The 15690-nt window shown below is 33.9% G+C and carries 21 protein-coding genes, 4 tRNA genes and 1 pseudogene; 13 read left to right on the top strand and 13 right to left on the bottom strand.

Annotated features, from left to right (window positions below; all coding sequences use genetic code 11):
- Window positions 1–53: 53 nt before the first annotated feature.
- The 5 genes and pseudogenes from OEM44_08290 to OEM44_08270 form a co-directional block, all read right to left on the bottom strand.
- Window positions 54–383: a hypothetical protein gene (locus OEM44_08290; protein ID MDH3516793.1), complete on the bottom strand. Its 330-nt coding sequence runs from the start codon at window positions 381–383 to the stop codon at window positions 54–56.
- A gap of 52 nt (window positions 384–435) precedes the next feature.
- Window positions 436–912, bottom strand: coding sequence for a pantetheine-phosphate adenylyltransferase (locus OEM44_08285; GenBank protein MDH3516792.1), 477 nt, complete (start codon window positions 910–912; stop codon window positions 436–438).
- A gap of 76 nt (window positions 913–988) precedes the next feature.
- Window positions 989–1258: pseudogene (locus OEM44_08280) on the bottom strand (hypothetical protein).
- A 497-nt stretch (window positions 1259–1755) separates the two neighbouring features.
- Entirely contained in the window at window positions 1756–2829 is a 1074-nt protein-coding gene (locus tag OEM44_08275) for a hypothetical protein (protein ID MDH3516791.1), read from the bottom strand.
- Window positions 2830–3135: 306 nt separating this feature from the next.
- A tRNA-Ala gene (locus OEM44_08270) sits at window positions 3136–3209 on the bottom strand.
- A gap of 80 nt (window positions 3210–3289) precedes the next feature.
- On the opposite strand from OEM44_08270, the gene OEM44_08265 reads away from it, so the two are divergent.
- Both OEM44_08265 and OEM44_08260 read left to right on the top strand, forming a co-directional pair.
- A complete protein-coding gene (locus OEM44_08265; GenBank protein ID MDH3516790.1) occupies window positions 3290–3844 on the top strand; it encodes a thioredoxin family protein in 555 nt (184 codons plus the stop codon).
- A gap of 33 nt (window positions 3845–3877) precedes the next feature.
- Window positions 3878–3952, top strand: a tRNA-Ile gene (locus tag OEM44_08260).
- 7 nt (window positions 3953–3959) lie between these two features.
- Here the strand turns inward: OEM44_08260 and OEM44_08255 are convergent.
- On the bottom strand, window positions 3960–4853 hold the full coding sequence (locus OEM44_08255; GenBank protein MDH3516789.1) for a B12-binding domain-containing protein: 894 nt from the start codon (window positions 4851–4853) through the stop codon (window positions 3960–3962).
- A gap of 115 nt (window positions 4854–4968) precedes the next feature.
- Here OEM44_08255 and OEM44_08250 point away from each other — a divergent pair, with 115 nt between their 5' ends.
- On the top strand, window positions 4969–5355 hold the full coding sequence (locus OEM44_08250) for a hypothetical protein (protein ID MDH3516788.1): 387 nt from the start codon (window positions 4969–4971) through the stop codon (window positions 5353–5355).
- Between the two features lie 2 nt (window positions 5356–5357).
- On the opposite strand, the gene OEM44_08245 is transcribed toward OEM44_08250, so the two are convergent.
- Window positions 5358–5477, bottom strand: a tRNA-Leu gene (locus tag OEM44_08245).
- Window positions 5478–5568: 91 nt separating this feature from the next.
- Between OEM44_08245 and OEM44_08240 the strand changes: the two genes are divergently transcribed.
- Window positions 5569–5642: transfer RNA gene (locus OEM44_08240), tRNA-Thr, on the top strand.
- A 1-nt stretch (window position 5643) separates the two neighbouring features.
- Here the strand turns inward: OEM44_08240 and OEM44_08235 are convergent.
- The 4 genes from OEM44_08235 to OEM44_08220 all read right to left on the bottom strand — a co-directional run bounded on the left by OEM44_08235 (window position 5644) and on the right by OEM44_08220 (window position 8540).
- Window positions 5644–6510 carry a DNA adenine methylase gene (locus tag OEM44_08235; protein ID MDH3516787.1) on the bottom strand — a complete coding sequence of 289 codons (867 nt, stop codon included), beginning with the start codon at window positions 6508–6510 and terminating at the stop codon, window positions 5644–5646.
- Between the two features lie 139 nt (window positions 6511–6649).
- Window positions 6650–7300, bottom strand: a complete 651-nt coding sequence (locus tag OEM44_08230; protein MDH3516786.1) for an ammonia monooxygenase — start codon at window positions 7298–7300, stop codon at window positions 6650–6652.
- Between the two features lie 142 nt (window positions 7301–7442).
- The gene (locus tag OEM44_08225) at window positions 7443–7805 is read right to left on the bottom strand and encodes a hypothetical protein (GenBank protein MDH3516785.1); all 363 of its coding nucleotides are present in this window, start codon (window positions 7803–7805) and stop codon (window positions 7443–7445) included.
- Between the two features lie 111 nt (window positions 7806–7916).
- Window positions 7917–8540 (bottom strand): ammonia monooxygenase, encoded by a 624-nt coding sequence (locus OEM44_08220; GenBank protein ID MDH3516784.1) that lies wholly within the window; start codon window positions 8538–8540, stop codon window positions 7917–7919.
- Window positions 8541–8735: 195 nt separating this feature from the next.
- On the opposite strand from OEM44_08220, the gene OEM44_08215 reads away from it, so the two are divergent.
- The 3 genes from OEM44_08215 (at window position 8736) to OEM44_08205 (ending at window position 10289) form a co-directional block, all read left to right on the top strand.
- Entirely contained in the window at window positions 8736–9305 is a 570-nt protein-coding gene (locus tag OEM44_08215; GenBank protein MDH3516783.1) for a methane monooxygenase/ammonia monooxygenase subunit B, read from the top strand.
- Window positions 9306–9403: 98 nt separating this feature from the next.
- Window positions 9404–9718, top strand: coding sequence for a hypothetical protein (locus OEM44_08210; protein ID MDH3516782.1), 315 nt, complete (start codon window positions 9404–9406; stop codon window positions 9716–9718).
- Window positions 9719–9758: 40 nt separating this feature from the next.
- Window positions 9759–10289, top strand: a complete 531-nt coding sequence (locus OEM44_08205) for a hypothetical protein (GenBank protein ID MDH3516781.1) — start codon at window positions 9759–9761, stop codon at window positions 10287–10289.
- A 92-nt stretch (window positions 10290–10381) separates the two neighbouring features.
- Here OEM44_08205 and OEM44_08200 read toward each other — a convergent pair whose 3' ends face one another.
- Window positions 10382–10723: a hypothetical protein gene (locus tag OEM44_08200; GenBank protein ID MDH3516780.1), complete on the bottom strand. Its 342-nt coding sequence runs from the start codon at window positions 10721–10723 to the stop codon at window positions 10382–10384.
- A 41-nt stretch (window positions 10724–10764) separates the two neighbouring features.
- A complete protein-coding gene (locus OEM44_08195) occupies window positions 10765–11097 on the bottom strand; it encodes a hypothetical protein (protein ID MDH3516779.1) in 333 nt (110 codons plus the stop codon).
- A 123-nt stretch (window positions 11098–11220) separates the two neighbouring features.
- Between OEM44_08195 and OEM44_08190 the strand changes: the two genes are divergently transcribed.
- The 6 genes from OEM44_08190 to OEM44_08165 are packed head-to-tail and all read left to right on the top strand — an operon-like array spanning window position 11221 to window position 15667.
- Window positions 11221–11670 (top strand): 30S ribosomal protein S15, encoded by a 450-nt coding sequence (locus tag OEM44_08190; GenBank protein ID MDH3516778.1) that lies wholly within the window; start codon window positions 11221–11223, stop codon window positions 11668–11670.
- Entirely contained in the window at window positions 11670–13091 is a 1422-nt protein-coding gene (locus tag OEM44_08185) for a DHH family phosphoesterase (protein MDH3516777.1), read from the top strand. The genes OEM44_08190 and OEM44_08185 overlap by 1 nt, the downstream gene beginning before the upstream one ends.
- Complete coding sequence (locus tag OEM44_08180; protein ID MDH3516776.1) at window positions 13054–13296, top strand: KEOPS complex subunit Pcc1; 243 nt, start codon at window positions 13054–13056, stop codon at window positions 13294–13296. Before OEM44_08185 ends, OEM44_08180 begins: the two co-directional genes overlap by 38 nt.
- Window positions 13296–14561, top strand: a complete 1266-nt coding sequence (gene serS / locus OEM44_08175; GenBank protein MDH3516775.1) for a serine--tRNA ligase — start codon at window positions 13296–13298, stop codon at window positions 14559–14561. The genes OEM44_08180 and serS overlap by 1 nt, the downstream gene beginning before the upstream one ends.
- A 40-nt stretch (window positions 14562–14601) precedes the next feature.
- A complete protein-coding gene (locus tag OEM44_08170; protein ID MDH3516774.1) occupies window positions 14602–15213 on the top strand; it encodes a 30S ribosomal protein S3ae in 612 nt (203 codons plus the stop codon).
- Window positions 15214–15238: 25 nt separating this feature from the next.
- Window positions 15239–15667, top strand: a complete 429-nt coding sequence (locus OEM44_08165; GenBank protein ID MDH3516773.1) for an exosome protein — start codon at window positions 15239–15241, stop codon at window positions 15665–15667.
- The last annotated feature ends 23 nt before the right edge of the window (window positions 15668–15690 follow it).

The following is a 15690-nucleotide window of genomic DNA, read 5'->3' as shown; positions in this document are numbered from 1 at the left end:
ATTGTATATAGATACTTACGGCTTAAGTTTATGCCTAGAATACATATAAAGCATCAAACTAAGGATTTGTCCATTTCAGTTGACATTATTTCTTGTACTTTAAGAAAATAGAGTTTTGTGGAATATGGCATGTTATCTAAATTATTGTCTACTCCAATCATAAAATATCTGACAGCACGTTTTGAAATATCTAAATTAAATTTCATAGTAAGAATTGGATCTTGATGTACCTTGATTTTGTCGTGAAGCCAAGGTGGAGCCATTTCAATTGTTTCTTTGATAATTTTATGATACCAGAAGGATAGGTTTTGAGGATATAGGCCCTGCTTAAGGTTAGATACATCAGTATCTATTTTTTTCATCATACTATTGATGATTGTCATGTGACTAAATTCAAAAATTTTGTTTTATTCCAATTACTCAATGTTAGAGGAGCTACTTGTCAACAGATAGTAAGTTTCCATCTGCATCTATTTCTGAATTTTTAATTCTAGTTGTAGATATACGTCTACCATCTTTTGCCAAAAACATAGGAATTATAATTATTTTTACCGGTGGGAGTTTCTTTTCCTCTCTTAATTTATTTAAAATATCTCCTTGATTACTTGTTTCATCACTTACTACTAATGCTTCAACTTCTTTCTCTAAAACTGCAGGGCCAAAATCATTATCTAATTTACTAATTTGGAATGAAACATTTGGAAATTCTTTTAAGATAAGTCTTTTCAGATTTTCACAACGTTTTTCATATTTGTTGGTAAGAAGTTTTCCCTTTTTTATAGCAAGTTCATCACTAGTTAGACCAATTATCACTTTGTCAGAGATTCCAAATGCATTTGAAAGTAAAGTTAGATGTCCTTTATGAATAATATCAAATGTACCACCCATGGCAACAAGCAGAAATTTTGACATACTAACTTATCAAAGTCTGAAAATAAATTACTATCTTTTTTTCGTCGTTTTAATCAAAATAATATCAAAAATGGGATTAATTTGATATTTTCATTAATCCTTCTTTGATCAAGAATTGAATTCCTTCTACAAATGAATTGTCATCAATTTGACCATTTGCCCACCAACCGGCATTACTCTTAATCCAATTAGGGATATCATTGTCTTGAGAAATCGTACCTTGTTTAGTAACAGGTATTTTCATTAATCCTTCTTTGATCAAGAATTGAATTCCTTCTACAAATGAATTGTCATCAATTTGACCATTTGCCCACCAACCGGCATTACTCTTAATCCAATTAGGAATTTTTTGATTAGATGCTTCTTCTATAGATGATATGTCATTAGAATTTATCAAGAAAGAAATACTTTCAACAGTTGCCTTTGAATTACCATATTGAGCTTTAACTGTATATTTTCCATAAAGAAAATATTCATCAAGGACTAAACTATGGGAAAATGTACCATCAGTATCAACAAGAGTTTTTTGAGTTACAATTAGGTTTTTGTTAGAATCAAAAATTGAAATTCTCAGACTTCTATCTTCATCGTATTTATTGACATTTCCAGAAAATATAACAGATTCACCAAGATCGTAAGACTCCTGATTGGTGTTTATCTTTGTAGTGTAATTATTAGCACTGGTTTGTTCAGGAGGTCCGCCATAACCCAAAACTAGATGTTCTGAAGAGGCAGTGATAAATATCAACATTACAATAAAAACAAAAATTTTGTTAGACCTCATTATTAACATTAGGCATTTCTTTCATAATTTAAAGGGTTAGTAAATAATGAAATTAGAGATTAATTTACAATAATTAGTACCACAGGGCCTGGTTCTGCAATTGGAATATTATTTCTATCCCAAACAAATGTCTCGATGTAAAATAATCCTTGTTGTTGTGGAATCCAGTCAATAATTTGTATTTCTGATCCATCATCAATGAATCTTCCATCATATTTTCCAATGTATTCTATAATTCCAGGAGTATTACGATTATCAGAAGTTTTCTTAACTTGGATATAATATGTATAAGCAGTTTCATCAGATTTTTGATCCGCTGCAAATTCAATTAAGGTTTGACTTTTTATATTAACAATAGAACCAACTTTAAGTTCAGATAATTTATCACCGTTCAAATCCTCAACAGATACATTAGAAATTGTTACCAGTTTAGTTGACATTTGAGGGTGAGAGATTTTAACATCAACCAAATCAGAAATGAAAACGTCGGATTCTGCAAACAGGTATATTCCTATTGCTCTTGAATCAATCTTTTCATTAAAATTAAAAGAAACTTCAGAGTTTGAATCAATAGACCCAAGTTCAATTGTAGATACTTGTAGTATTCTTGGGGGTTCAAAGGCATCATAGAAAGCAAGATAGACATTAGTGTTAGAACTTGGTGCACCGCCATTTTGTAAAACTCCTGAAAATCTAAACGAGGTATTCAAAGATACATCACTTGGATTTACATGAAGTCCTTTTTGTTTTTCTACAGATGAATCAAACCCCAAAAGAGAAACAGATGCCTGAGTGATGTCAAGATTAGGTGTTTGAGAGCGAATAGAATAAGGGGACTTCCCATTTGGTGGAATTACGTCAAGAGTGGTATATCCATTAATTACTTCCAGAGGATTAGGATCAAAATCATCAAAGAAATTGACTTTTAGACTGACATTGGACACAGAAGCTAGAGGATTATTATTTTCAACTAATCCAACTATAACTGTGTAGCCTTCAGAATCGCGATAGGTAAAAGTTTCATTCATCAAAGAAACACTCAGTGTTGGAAGGTTATCGGTTTTTTCTGCTGAGAATGCCTGTGAAAAAGGAACCAAAAGTAAAATCATAAATGCATATACAAAAAGTTTCATCGCTAAATTTTCTTCAAATTAGAGATTAATTTCATGTAACATATGATATAGTGAACAAGAAAGGTAACAACGTTTAACCTAGTTTACACTACCAAAGAATAAAAAGAAATTAAAAATAGAGGTAATATTATTTTCTCTTTGCGGTAATTGCTATCCAGTAGATTAAACCTGGAGCCAAACCGACAATGAGTGGAATAAATACCGGCCAACCGTCTGCTGCACTTGCCATAAAAAAAAACGTAAACTTATCCTATTTAAACCCATGCAGTAATCTGAAATTCAGCGTAGATCAGAGACAATTAGAAGTGGACCGGACGGAATTTGAATCCGTGACCCCCCGCGTGCAAGGCGGGTATACTACCAGGCTATACTACCGGCCCACATGAAAAATGAATAATCTGTGGATTTTAATTGTTGTCTTCTTGGCAAGGATTTTATTTGAAAACAAGATTTTGATACCATGGTACTTTTAGAATCCCAAATCAAATTAAAAACAGGAGATATTGCGCCAGATTTTGAATTATTAGGAATTGATGACAAAAAACACTCTCTAAATGATTATCATGGAAAGAAAGGAATTTTGATTATCTTCATGTGTAATCATTGCCCATATGTCAAGGCAAAAGTTGATGCATTCAATGAGTTATATGAAAAATTTGGAAATGAGATTCATATCATAGGAATAAACAGTAATGATTCTACTGACTATCCTGAAGACAGTTTTGATGCAATGAAACAGACAGCAAAAGAGAAAAGATTTGGGTTTGATTATCTAGTAGATGAAACTCAAGAAATTGCCAAGAAATATGGTGCAATGTGCACTCCAGATCCATTCTTGTTTAACAGCCAAAAAAAACTAGTTTTTCATGGAAGAATAGATAATGCCATGAAGCCAGATGATTCAGCTACTGAGAAAACAATGATTAAAAATATCGAAAGATTGTTGTCTGGAGAAAAAATTGAAAAAGATTTTGAGCCATCAATCGGATGTTCAATCAAGTGGAAAGAAAATTAAACTTAAATGAGTCTTGCCTAGAGATTTGTTCGTGGGCTCGTAGCTCAGCTTGGCTGGAGCGTTCGACTGATAATCGAAAGGTCATGTGTTCGAATCACATCGGGCCCATTTTTTATTATTTTGTATTTTGAAAAACTGTTTGAGACCATTGTAAAACATCTCCAATTTTCTCAGATGATAAATCAGAGAGGATTTTGGCTTTTTTGGATGTTTTTCCACAAAGGATTAATTTCATATACTTGCCAGATTTTTTTTTGATAGGATTTATAGAGTCTGCAAAAAAGTTTAGACCTTCACTAGTTTGTGAAAATATAACTACAAGTAGTATTCCAGGTTTTTTTTTCCATATTTTTCCAATCAGTTTTTGAAAATCGAGATCAAACAAGACATTAATTGCAGATGACATATCACCCAAATGAGAAACCTTCCAACCATCAGAATGATATGCAGCAGATGCTGCTTCAGAATGTAATTTACTGTACATGTCAGCTGCAATTACAACTACATTCTTTTTTGGATCAGAAACTATCTGAATCTGATTAAAGATTTGAAGGGATTTGGAGATAGTGGTTTCAAGTAAATTTTGTTCTGCAGTTCCAATTTTACCCTCATCAAACAAATTTTTAACATGATCGATAGAAGGTAAAATTACTTCCAATATCAAACGATTTATCGCTCCCCCAGAGTAGAGACAATTACGTATTAAAGAATAAACTTGATCTTCAGTACCTTTTACCAAACATTCAATATATCTAGATACTACTTTGAAGTAATCATCAGGGAAATTGAAGGATTCCTGTCCTGATTCTAAAAACCACAATGTGATATTTCCAATATTTTTTTGTCGCAGTAATCCTTCAGCTGCAAAAACTTTGAGATATTTTGCCATGGTGATTCTATTAACACCTATTCTCTCTGAAATTTCAACACCAGACATTCCATCACTATGACCATCCAAAGACGAGATCAGTTTTCTTCTAATCTCCTCAGTTGAATAGCCTTTACCCATGGTGCTCTAGGGCAAGGTAATGTATAAAGACTAATTTCCATTAGCACACAAGAGTATTATTTAATCATAAAACATTATATACTTGAGTACTTTAAAGTACGGTAAGGGAAAGTAATTGCCAAAAGCAGGATTCAAATCAATCACCGTTTCAGAAACTGTCTATGATAAATTCCACGAAGTTTATCAAAAAAGTAAAGATGACCTAACAATGAAGGGGGTCAACAGTTTTGCAGGTTATGTAACTTACATGCTAGAGGAGATGATGCAAAAAGATAAAACATTTGCAAGATATGCTCCAAAAATTGAAAAAATTTCAGTTGATGATGATCGTGTTATTTTAAAAGATAATATCAAAAATAGAATTGCAGAAGTTACAATTCAAAAAGGTGAATTGTTTTGTCAGCTCTGTGATGAAAAAGATTGTGTACACGTTGGCTTTGTGTTTTCACTACCAGATATCTACGAAGTTCTAAACTCCAGAGGAATTAAAAATCCAAGATAAAGTGGAGGAGGTGGGATTTGAACCCACGAACTCCTGAGAGACAGGATCACCCATTATTTGATCTTAAGTCCTGCATGTCCAAAAGCATAGTGCTTACTTTGGCCAGGCTTGATTACTCCTCCAAAAGGATAAAAATCTGAGTGAAATTTAACAGTTTAGAGAAAATAGGTCCAGAATCAAGAATTATAAGGATTTTGTACACGGTAAATTTGTGCTTCGATAGCTCAGCCTGGTAGAGCGTTACATTGGTAATGTAAAGGTCACGGGTTCAGATCCCGTTCGAAGCTTCTAATAATTTTTAATTAACAATTCAAAGTGACCAGTTCTCTTTTTAGAGTTTGAATTGATTGATCGATTTGCTCTAATTTTGGCTATAGTCCAAGGTTTTGTAGAGAACATATCTACAACTTCGTTAGAATTAGAATTCGACAGAAGAACCTTACAGCCTTTAGAATCTAATTTCATACAAAGATCTGCAAGTCTGTTAAGATCATCATATGTGAAATCCTTGTTTGTGTAACTGGTAAAGTTTGAAGTGTCACTGATTGGGTGATAAGGAGGATCAAAGTATACAAGATCACCTTTCTTGACATCTCTTAGGACTGCCTCAAAATCACAACATTGAATAGAGATTCTACTGGATTGTAAAATATTACTTACAGAGTAGAGATTATCCTTATTGAGAATGTTTGGATTAGAATATTTACCTAGTGGGACATTGAATTTTCCCTTGCTATTTACACGGTATAAACCATTGAAACATGTTCTATTCAAAAAGAGCAATCTAGATGTTTTTTCAATTTCACTTCTAGGATTGCTTTCTCTAACAAAATAGTAGTATGATTTTGAATCTTTTTGGTAATTCTTTTCATGGTTTCTGAGAGATGTGATCAGATCATCTATTCTGTCTCGGATAGTAATATATGATAATACAAGATCAGAGTTAAGATCAGAGATACTACATTTTTGCCTATTACGTTCAGTTAACATATGAAATAGTAATGCGCCGCCTCCAAGAAATGGTTCATAATAAGTACCAAAAGTTTTAGGTAAATTCTTATTTAAAATTGGGATTAGTTGACGTTTTCCACCAGCCCATTTTACAAATGGTTTGGGAATTATTTTTGATAGTTGTGGAGAAAATTGCTGCTTCACTTATTATAATCACAAAATTACATATTGTTAAAACAGACAATAAAAGATCACAATATGTGCAGTATTTTTTAATCAAATTTTGAAGTTTAGAGAGTCGTCTAAACATGAATAATAAAATGAAAAGGAAAAGGTTGGAGTTTTAGTCCCACTTTGACCAAGCAGCCATCCATCTGTATGTCCAAGTGTTAAGTTTACAACCTAACGCTGCAAACGTACATGCCAACACTGCACCTGCACCTGCACCTAAAGCCACTGGGCTGTTATAGAACTTACCAACTTGTGGTTCTATCGGTGTCATGTATGGTGGTAATGTTGGTCTTGGATATTTGAATGCCGTTTCTAGTGGGTCTGCTACCGTTATCAGGTTTACCATATTGAATAATGGTAATGACATTCCTACCAGTACGCCGCCAAACAGTATCAAGGAGTGCTTGTTCTTCTTTGTTGCCCAGTAGACTAAGTCCAACAGCATTGCTGATGGTAACCAAACCGGAGTTACAATGAAGTCATATGGATATCCTAGCGAAAACCATGCGCCTTTTGCTATCCATGTGTATACTGTCATAATTAGAGCGTAGTACGTTGCTGTGCCTGGAACGCCTGTAAATGTTAGGTAATATGTAGCACCTACAATAAGCATCAACGTTTGCGATATTGAAAATACCGTATACGAAGTCCAAGCCCAGTCAGTGTAGAAGATGTAATCTCCTGCATTAATTGTTAACAGTGTAGAGTTAACTGCAACAACTACTATGAATAAGTAGTGTGTACATCGTCTTAACCAGACCATATGATGTCAAATAAATGGTCAGTATATAAAATTTTAGAGTGTGATGAAGATCGTTGTTCAGAATTAAAAAAACGTGTTCAGGTATTGCTTTTACCCTGAACTAAAATGAAAAAGAAATGTCTGAAGGGGTTTTTCCTTCTAGTTACCAACCGACGTACAGAGATACGAATAGAACAAATACTACAGAAGCAGCAATACTGCCACCAACTATACCATTACTATTCTTGTTGGAACCTTCTTCCATGACTTTAACACAGAAGATGTAACCTATTGCCTCAATGATTGCAAGTACGATGAATGCAAAGTGACCACTTGCTGTTGGATATGCCCATGGATAATAGAAATATCCTGCTGCAGTACCACCAAAAGTTGCCAACAATGCTGCCCAATATGAAATTGTGATCATACCAGTCATATTTTCAACGCGTCGTCCAATCATCCGTTCTATATCAGCGCTTGATGATCCACCAGCGCCGCCAGAACCGAATCCTTTAGGAAGAGTCATTCTAGAACTATTCTAATTCAGATTCTTTTAAGTCTTTCCTAAACTGACAAGATGGTACGATCTACGTTGTTTAAAAATAATAAAAGAAAAAAAGGTGCTAATGCACTTTTTCTAAGGAATTGCTCTGCTGTACAATTTGCCTTCTAGGGCCATCTTGTACATCTCAGCAACGTATGGGTTCTCACCAGGAGTTTCTGCACCTAATTCTACAAGTCGAGCATATACTCTGACTACGTATGCAAGTGCACCCATGAAAGCCACTACGACTCCCATGTTAAACATCCAGTGATTTGGAACTGCAAAGATTTCTTCTACAAACCAAAAGTGCCACATCTCATTGACTCCAATTGTAAACATAGTTGCAAGGTAACCAAGAATGGTCATCTTTAAACCTGTGTTCATTGAGTTATTTGGACCTCTAAGAACTGGTACTTTTCTATCATAGATTGCTGCTGCTCCCCATCCAAGTGGTAATGTAATGAAGTGGGAGTATAGCCACCAGTGAGCTGGTGTAAATGCACTATCTCTGATAGAGGTTTGATGTAAAGAACCATCAACGAAGTTGTCTACTTCGACTGATGCTGCAGTTGAACCCATAGCAATAACGATGAGCCAGATTTTCTTTAGTCTCTGGATCTCAACTTCTTTTGGGATTAATGCGGGCATCTGTGCCATGTTGTCTAACGTGTTAATTCTGAATATAAAGTAAGAGATTTGAAAATAATGGATTTGCATCAAATTTATAGCAAAATTACTAGTTATTTATAAAATTAATTTATTAAAATGATGTAAAAAAATTGTAATTTTGAATTAATTTGTATGAATTTTGTTGTATAACATCAATGTTTAACATTATAATAAATATCGATCTGCGTCATTAAAGCAAAACATATAACGATGTGTATTAATTCCTCAATATTAGGGATAACTATGGTCGAAAAAACAATTTTCGTATTTGGACTAGCTGTAGTACTTGCACTAGGAACACTAGGCTTCAACTGGGTTGAAACTATACTTCCAACTGCAGATGCACACGGTGTCCAAGCACAACTCCAGAGTCGTTTCATCAGAATTGAGGATGAAACCTTCAACAGACAATCCCTGCAAACTGGCGAGACCTTGACAGTTCAAGGAACTCTAGTCAGTTTAGTAGAGAGAGACCTAAGAGGATGGCTATCCATTTTCACAGAGTCTACCAACGCAGGTAACAGATGGGAGATGTTGGCAAGAGATCCACCAGGAAACGTCTTTGACATTTCAGGTAATGCTGTCGTCGATTACTCACTATCAGCCAAAGCACTTGAAGCAGGTGTTTATCACGTACACACCCAACTCAACATAGCACAAGTTGGTCCAGGACTTGGTCCAGGTCAAACAGTAGTTGTTGAAGGAGAACCAATTATCAAACCAATCCCATATACTAACATCGCATATCAATCAATCATAATAGGTGTTGGTTATGTTATCACGTTTGCAACACGACCCTGGCAAGTAATCTAAACAACCCAACCTTTTCCTTTTCATTTTCTATATACTAACAACGTTTAACGTAAATCCAACAGATCAAGTTTTATCTTCTAGAGAAAAGTAATTAGAATATGCTAAGTTTTAAGATACTCAAATTAGATATTTTTCAAAGTTATTTTTTTGGAGAAATAGAATTTAGAACAGACAAATACAAAATAAATATCCAAAATCAAAGAAGAGGTAAAGTTCTCAAATTGCCATTTGAACAACAAACAAAAAATGGAAAAGTCGTAGTTAGGTTAACAGGTCCAGGAGATTTATTTGTTGAAGACTATTTAGAATACAAAGGAGAATCAGAGTGGTTAGAAATTGACTCTGATGAAATCACATACTTTTTAGCTGATCATCAAGATCAATGTGATACAATCGAGATAATGATTGATTAAAAGAAAGGACTTTAAGTAATCGAACTAAAGTCATCACAATATGAAATACCCTGGAATGGGAGATCCCTACAAAAGGAAAAAAACCATTAAATTCCTTGCAATAACGGCAATCATTGCAGTTTCAATAGGTTTAGGAAGTACAATAATTCAAGCTCAATTAAATCAAAACAATCCTCTCAAAGTTTGTATTAATGATAAAGAGACACCATACAAAATGAAAGTCACTTTAGAGTTAGTCATAGACGGTCTCCCAACACCCATACCTGCAAACATTAACGCAGGATTAAACGGTGATGAATGTAAAAGAACTATGTATACACTTACAGACGATGGTACAATTTACGTAGAATGGGAAGAAAAGTATCCATTTGAAATAGGTCACTTTTTGTGGATGTGGGATTTTCCTCTGAAAGATATGGATCAGAGTAAATCAACAATATACGTCAACGATAAGGAATCGCCTCATTTCATTAATCAACCATTGCAAGATGGTTACAACTACAAAGGAGTCTTTACCACAAAGGCATATGATGAAACCAAGGATAAAGATTACCTCCCACCTGAAAAATAGTAAATGTAAATGAAGAAATCATATATTTAAAAACTCAATACACTTTCAACTTAAAGTATTAAAAATAATGAAAAGAAGAAAGGAAGTGATTTTTACCAGTATTTACCGTTGTCTGGAATAAGACCGATACCTTCTCTTTCGAAGTGTCTGTCTAATTCATCGACCCATCTCTCACGATTGTCTTTGTAAGCCCAACCGTGTACACGTAACCAGAATGAGATAATTCCGAGAAGGAATATTGTGAACATCATGGTTCCGAAGATGTAAATCATTACATCATAGAATAATGGATCATAGTTTGGTCCTAATTGTCCTGTAATTGAAGACAGAATACTTAGGAAGGTTCCTACGATAGGAGTCATTGTATATTTTGGCTCAATTTGTGCGATATATACATTTCTTTTATTATCATAAAGTACGAGATCAGTATACACTAAGGATTAAAATAAGAAAATAAGAAAATAGTGAGGTTTGTTTATCCTCTACCCATTGCTGCGTATTTGCCAGATCTTCCTCTAATGAAGAAAGCGCCTGCAACACCACCGAATACTGCACCTGCAATAACTGATGCACCAACTACACCGCTTGCGTCAAGATATGGAGTTCCTGAACCAGAAGCTGGATTGGCTTCAGCTGCTTGAATTCTTCTTCTTTGAATTTCAAGTGCTTCTTCTAATGTGTATGATCCGGTTTCACCTTCACTACCTACGTTACCCATGTATTGTGCAAATGCTATTGCATCCTCTCCATAGAGTCCAATAGTGAAGACAGCAACTAGGGATGCTGCTAATAGTACTTTTGTATTCATACCGTTTACCTGCTCATTTTGAGTCCAGAGACTTATTTAACTTTTATTCTAAACCCCAAATTTCTATAAAATGAGCGAGATCAGTAAAGTAACATTTAATTCTGTTCTTTAATGAGCAAAATTATGGGACGATTACACTCTCACAGACATGGAAAATCACATTCTATTAGACCAGCTACGTTGCGTGCACCTTCTTGGATCACACAAAGTCCTTCAGAAGTTGAAGAATTAGTAGTGAAATATTCTAAAGACGGGTTAACTCCTAGTCAAATTGGAATTAAGCTAAGAGATCAGCATGCTATTCCTCTAATCAAACCAATTACAAAAAAAAGCATGGGTCAAATTTTAGAAGAAAATGATTTGAAAGCAGAGATGCCAGAAGATTTAGAAAATATTGTGAGAAAAGCAGTTAATCTTCAAAAACACCTAAAATCAAACAAAGGAGATAACAGAAACGTTAGATCTTTGGAATTAATCGAAGCTAAAGTTCACAGATTATCCGTATACTACAAAAGGATTGGCAGAATTTCGAAAATCTGGAAATATAAATCAGTGGTTGCTCAATTAGAGTAATGACAAAGTCATTTAATGAGTCGCTTTCATTTTTTAAAGATAAAATTTCAGAATCAATAAAAACTAAAAAATCAATTTCAGTTACAACACATATTGATTGTGACGGACTTACGTCTGGTAGTATTATCACTAAAGCACTCATAAGAGCAGGTGCTAATTGTACTGTTAGAACATCAAAGGAATTTAGTAGAAAGGTAGTAGAGTCTTTCAAAACAGATTCTCGTGATTTTCACATAATAACAGATCTTGGGGGAGGGTTTGCAAATGAACTTGATCAAACCCTGGGAGACAACTGGATTGTTTTAGATCATCATCAAATTTCAGAGGAGGAGATAGATAATCAAAATATAATCAATGCATGGAAATACGGTATAGATGGAGGAGTTGAAATTTGTGCAGGTGGAATGGCATATCTTGCATCAATGGCTTTAGATGAAAGAAATTCAGATTTGTCTGCAATTGCAGTAGTTTCAGCATTAGGAGATAGACAAGATCAAGGAGAAAGGAAATCGTTTACAGGTAAAAATTTTGAGATTGCTAATATTGCCAAAGAAGAGGGTTTGGTAGACATTGATTTGGATTTATTATTAGTAGGTAGAGAAACAAGATCACTTCCAGACGCTCTTGCCTTTACTTCACAACCATTTATCGAAGGCTTAACATGGAATAGAGATGCATGTTTTTCTCTTCTAAATTCATCAGGAATTAAGCTAAAAGAAGAGGGAAGGTGGCGAGTTCCAGCAGAACTTAACGAGGATGAAAAAAAACAGGTAATTGAGGCTATTACAAAATTCACTTCTGGAAAAAACGCTACAGAGATAATGTCGGAATTAATTGGATACACCTATACATTTCCTAGAGAAGACAGACGAAGTTTCTTACGAGATGGGCGAGAATTTTCAACTATGCTAAATTCATGTGGAAGAATTAATCGTTCAGGTGTAGGGATGGCAATATGTATGGGGGATAGAAACAAGATTCTAAGAGAAGGAGAAGCCATTTTGACAGAATATAGAAAGATGATCAGAGGATACATGAACATCTTAACTAATGAAAGATGGCGAATTTCAGAAAGTGATACATGTATCATGGTAAATGGAGATGACATAGTTCCAGAAACCATGACAGGTACTATTTCATCATTGATTGCAGGATCGCCAAAAAATTCAGGAAAAATTGTAATATTAAGAACCAAGGGTGAAGAGAACACAATAAAATTTTCATCAAGAAAAGCCTTTGGATGTAAATCAAAGATAAATCTCAGTGAATTGATGAAAACAGGAGCTGAAAAATTTGATGGTGTAGGTGGAGGTCATAATGCAGCAGCAGGAGCAAAAATAACTAAAGACAAATTAGACGAGTTTCTTAATTATTTAGAAATAAATGTCATTAACGTGTCAAGTTCAGGTAATTCTCAATAATATATCAATAGAAAAGGCAGATGCGATCAAAAAAGCTCTAGAACCAGATAATGTGAATTTCCCAGAAGGATTGAGTCTTTATGTTGAGAATGTTGATAACAAACTAGTTTTTAATTTTGAAAGTAAGAAGAATATGAAACATCTAATTGGAACAGTAGATGAAGTTGTTGAGCATATCCAAGTTGCTTTGAAGGTGATAGAGTAATGTTGGATCCAAAAATAATCAAAGAAAACCCACAGGTTATTCGAGATATGCTCAAGGCAAGATCTGTATATTTTGATTTGGATGGATTAATTAAATCAGATCAAAAAAGACGAGAATTAATAATTCAGACGGATGAATTACGAAAAAAGAAGAATAAACTGGCCTTGAATATTTCACAAAAAAAGAAGGAAGGGAGAGATCCATCGTCAATTTTATCAGAGATGAAAAATATTTCTGAAAATCTTGCAAAATTAGAATCTGAACAACAAATTATTGAAAATATATATTCAAAACTAGCAATGACTATTCCAAATCTTGTTGATGAATCAGTTCCTATAGGAATGAATCAAAAGGCCAATAAGGAAATTCGAAAATGGGGAACGATACCAAATTTTGATTTCAAAGTAAATGATCATATCAATATTTCTGAAAATTTGGATTTGGTAGATTTAGAAAGAGCTGCAAAGGTAGCAGGAGCAAGATTTTATTATCTAAAAAATGATCTTGTAAGATTAAATCAATCATTAATCCACTATGGATTAGAATTTCTTGCAAAAAAAGAGTATTCGTTAGTTCAACCACCTTACATGATTAATCGAGAGTCAATGGAAGGGGCAGTTATTGCAGATGATTTTGAAGAAGTCATATACAAAATTGAAGAAGAAGATCTATACATGATTGGGACATCTGAGCATGCTATGGCAGCAATGCACTCAAAAGAGATCATAGATGGAAAAGATCTTCCATTAAGATATGCAGGTATTAGTCCATGTTTTAGAAAAGAAGCAGGAGCGCATGGAAGAGATCAAAAAGGGATTTTCAGAGTTCATCAATTCGATAAAATTGAACAGTTTATTTTTTCTAAACCAGAGGATTCTCGTAATGAGCATGAAAAAATGTTAGCAGTATCTGAAGAATTTTATCAAAATTTAGAAATACCATACAAAGTAGTTCTATTATCAACTGGAGATATGGGTAAAGTTTCATCTAAGACATACGATATTGAAGCTTGGATGGCAGGACAGAATACATATAGAGAAATTGTTTCTTGCTCGAATTGTTTGGACTATCAAGCAAGAAGATTAAAGATAAGATACAGAGATAAAACAAATGAAGACACCCAATATATTCACACACTTAACAGTACTTTGATTGCCACTACTAGGGTTCTGGTATCTATTATGGAAAATTTCCAAACAAAGGATGGTCATATTAGAATTCCTCAGGTTTTACAAAGTTACATGGGAAATCAGAAAGAGATCTAGTGACATACCCTTATATTTTGGATTCAAAGGTCGTTAGTAATTGGCACGTAGAAAAGGTCGAGTAAAGGACAAGTGGCGAGAAAAACGCTGGGTTACAGTGTATGCGCCAGATTCGTTTAACAATGTCCCGATCGGATATGTCCCAATTACAGATGACAAGAATGCTTTAGGTAGGGTTCTAGAAGTTACACTTTACGACATATTAAAGGGAGATCCATCACAGCATCAGTACAAAATCTATTTCCAGATTAGTAAGGTTGATGGTGATAAAGCATCAACAATTTTCAAGAGATATGAATATTCAAAAGAATTCTTGCGTAGTTTAGTAAGACGGGGTTCATCAAAGATCAATTTCGTTGTAGATATTAAAACCAAGGATGGATATGTCTTTAGAGTCAAAGTACTAGCTCTAACTCATAGACAACTAAACACATCTAGACAACATGCATTAAGATTGATTGCAAGAGATGTGATTAACAATACAATTCCTAGTATGAACATAGAACAATTTGTTCAAGCAACATGCTACAGTAAAATTAATTCAGATATCATGGCAGCATTCAAGAAAGTCATCAGAGTAAGACATGTAGGTCTTGAGAAAGTAAAACTCATCAGAACAGCTGATAAAGAAACAAAATTACTTGAAGCATAACCAGCAAGACTATTTCTTTACAATTATGATTGATAAAATTGAGATTACAATAGATGTGATCGTTCATGCCACTGAGGATATTTTAAAAATTTTTCAATCATTTGAAGACTATTTAGATCTGAAAAAGAGTGATTTTACAGTTAATGAGACTATAGGTCACTTTGAAAATCCAATAATTATCTTAAATGCAAAAATAGTAAAAAAACAGGCTCAGAATTTTATGAGAAAATTACTTGGGTTGTTGTCTGCTAAACAAATCGATCAATTAATTGATGAAATTGAAGAAAGAACCGCAGATTCTAGATTTCATATGAGAGTAGACAAACAAGAATTAATCAAAGGTAATCTTGTAGTTAGTCAAAAAGAAACAATAAAAATAAAAATTCACACCCCAATTTACAACAAAAAAGATACTGTCAAAACATTTACAGAAATTTTTCAAATTGTCACCTAGGTTAAATAGGAATGAGAGTATTC

Origin of the sequence: Nitrosopumilus sp., assembly GCA_029862745.1 — an archaeon.
Taxonomy (GTDB): Archaea; Thermoproteota; Nitrososphaeria; order Nitrososphaerales; family Nitrosopumilaceae; genus Nitrosopumilus.
The sequence above is the reverse complement of the archived record's forward strand: the minus strand, read 5'-3'. Positions and strand labels throughout refer to the sequence as shown.

Coding starts and splice junctions, on each gene's coding strand:
- OEM44_08165 (MDH3516773.1), top strand. CDS start 15,239: ATGATTGATAAAATTGAGATTACAATAGATGTGATCGTTCATGCCACT.
- OEM44_08265 (MDH3516790.1), top strand. CDS start 3,290: ATGGTACTTTTAGAATCCCAAATCAAATTAAAAACAGGAGATATTGCG.
- serS (MDH3516775.1), top strand. CDS start 13,296: ATGTTGGATCCAAAAATAATCAAAGAAAACCCACAGGTTATTCGAGAT.
- OEM44_08190 (MDH3516778.1), top strand. CDS start 11,221: ATGGGACGATTACACTCTCACAGACATGGAAAATCACATTCTATTAGA.
- OEM44_08195 (MDH3516779.1), bottom strand. CDS start 11,097: ATGAATACAAAAGTACTATTAGCAGCATCCCTAGTTGCTGTCTTCACT.
- OEM44_08215 (MDH3516783.1), top strand. CDS start 8,736: ATGGTCGAAAAAACAATTTTCGTATTTGGACTAGCTGTAGTACTTGCA.
- OEM44_08230 (MDH3516786.1), bottom strand. CDS start 7,300: ATGGTCTGGTTAAGACGATGTACACACTACTTATTCATAGTAGTTGTT.
- OEM44_08210 (MDH3516782.1), top strand. CDS start 9,404: ATGCTAAGTTTTAAGATACTCAAATTAGATATTTTTCAAAGTTATTTT.
- OEM44_08285 (MDH3516792.1), bottom strand. CDS start 912: ATGTCAAAATTTCTGCTTGTTGCCATGGGTGGTACATTTGATATTATT.
- OEM44_08225 (MDH3516785.1), bottom strand. CDS start 7,805: ATGACTCTTCCTAAAGGATTCGGTTCTGGCGGCGCTGGTGGATCATCA.
- OEM44_08185 (MDH3516777.1), top strand. CDS start 11,670: ATGACAAAGTCATTTAATGAGTCGCTTTCATTTTTTAAAGATAAAATT.
- OEM44_08275 (MDH3516791.1), bottom strand. CDS start 2,829: ATGAAACTTTTTGTATATGCATTTATGATTTTACTTTTGGTTCCTTTT.
- OEM44_08205 (MDH3516781.1), top strand. CDS start 9,759: ATGAAATACCCTGGAATGGGAGATCCCTACAAAAGGAAAAAAACCATT.
- OEM44_08180 (MDH3516776.1), top strand. CDS start 13,054: ATGTCATTAACGTGTCAAGTTCAGGTAATTCTCAATAATATATCAATA.
- OEM44_08255 (MDH3516789.1), bottom strand. CDS start 4,853: ATGGGTAAAGGCTATTCAACTGAGGAGATTAGAAGAAAACTGATCTCG.
- OEM44_08290 (MDH3516793.1), bottom strand. CDS start 383: ATGACAATCATCAATAGTATGATGAAAAAAATAGATACTGATGTATCT.
- OEM44_08220 (MDH3516784.1), bottom strand. CDS start 8,540: ATGCAAATCCATTATTTTCAAATCTCTTACTTTATATTCAGAATTAAC.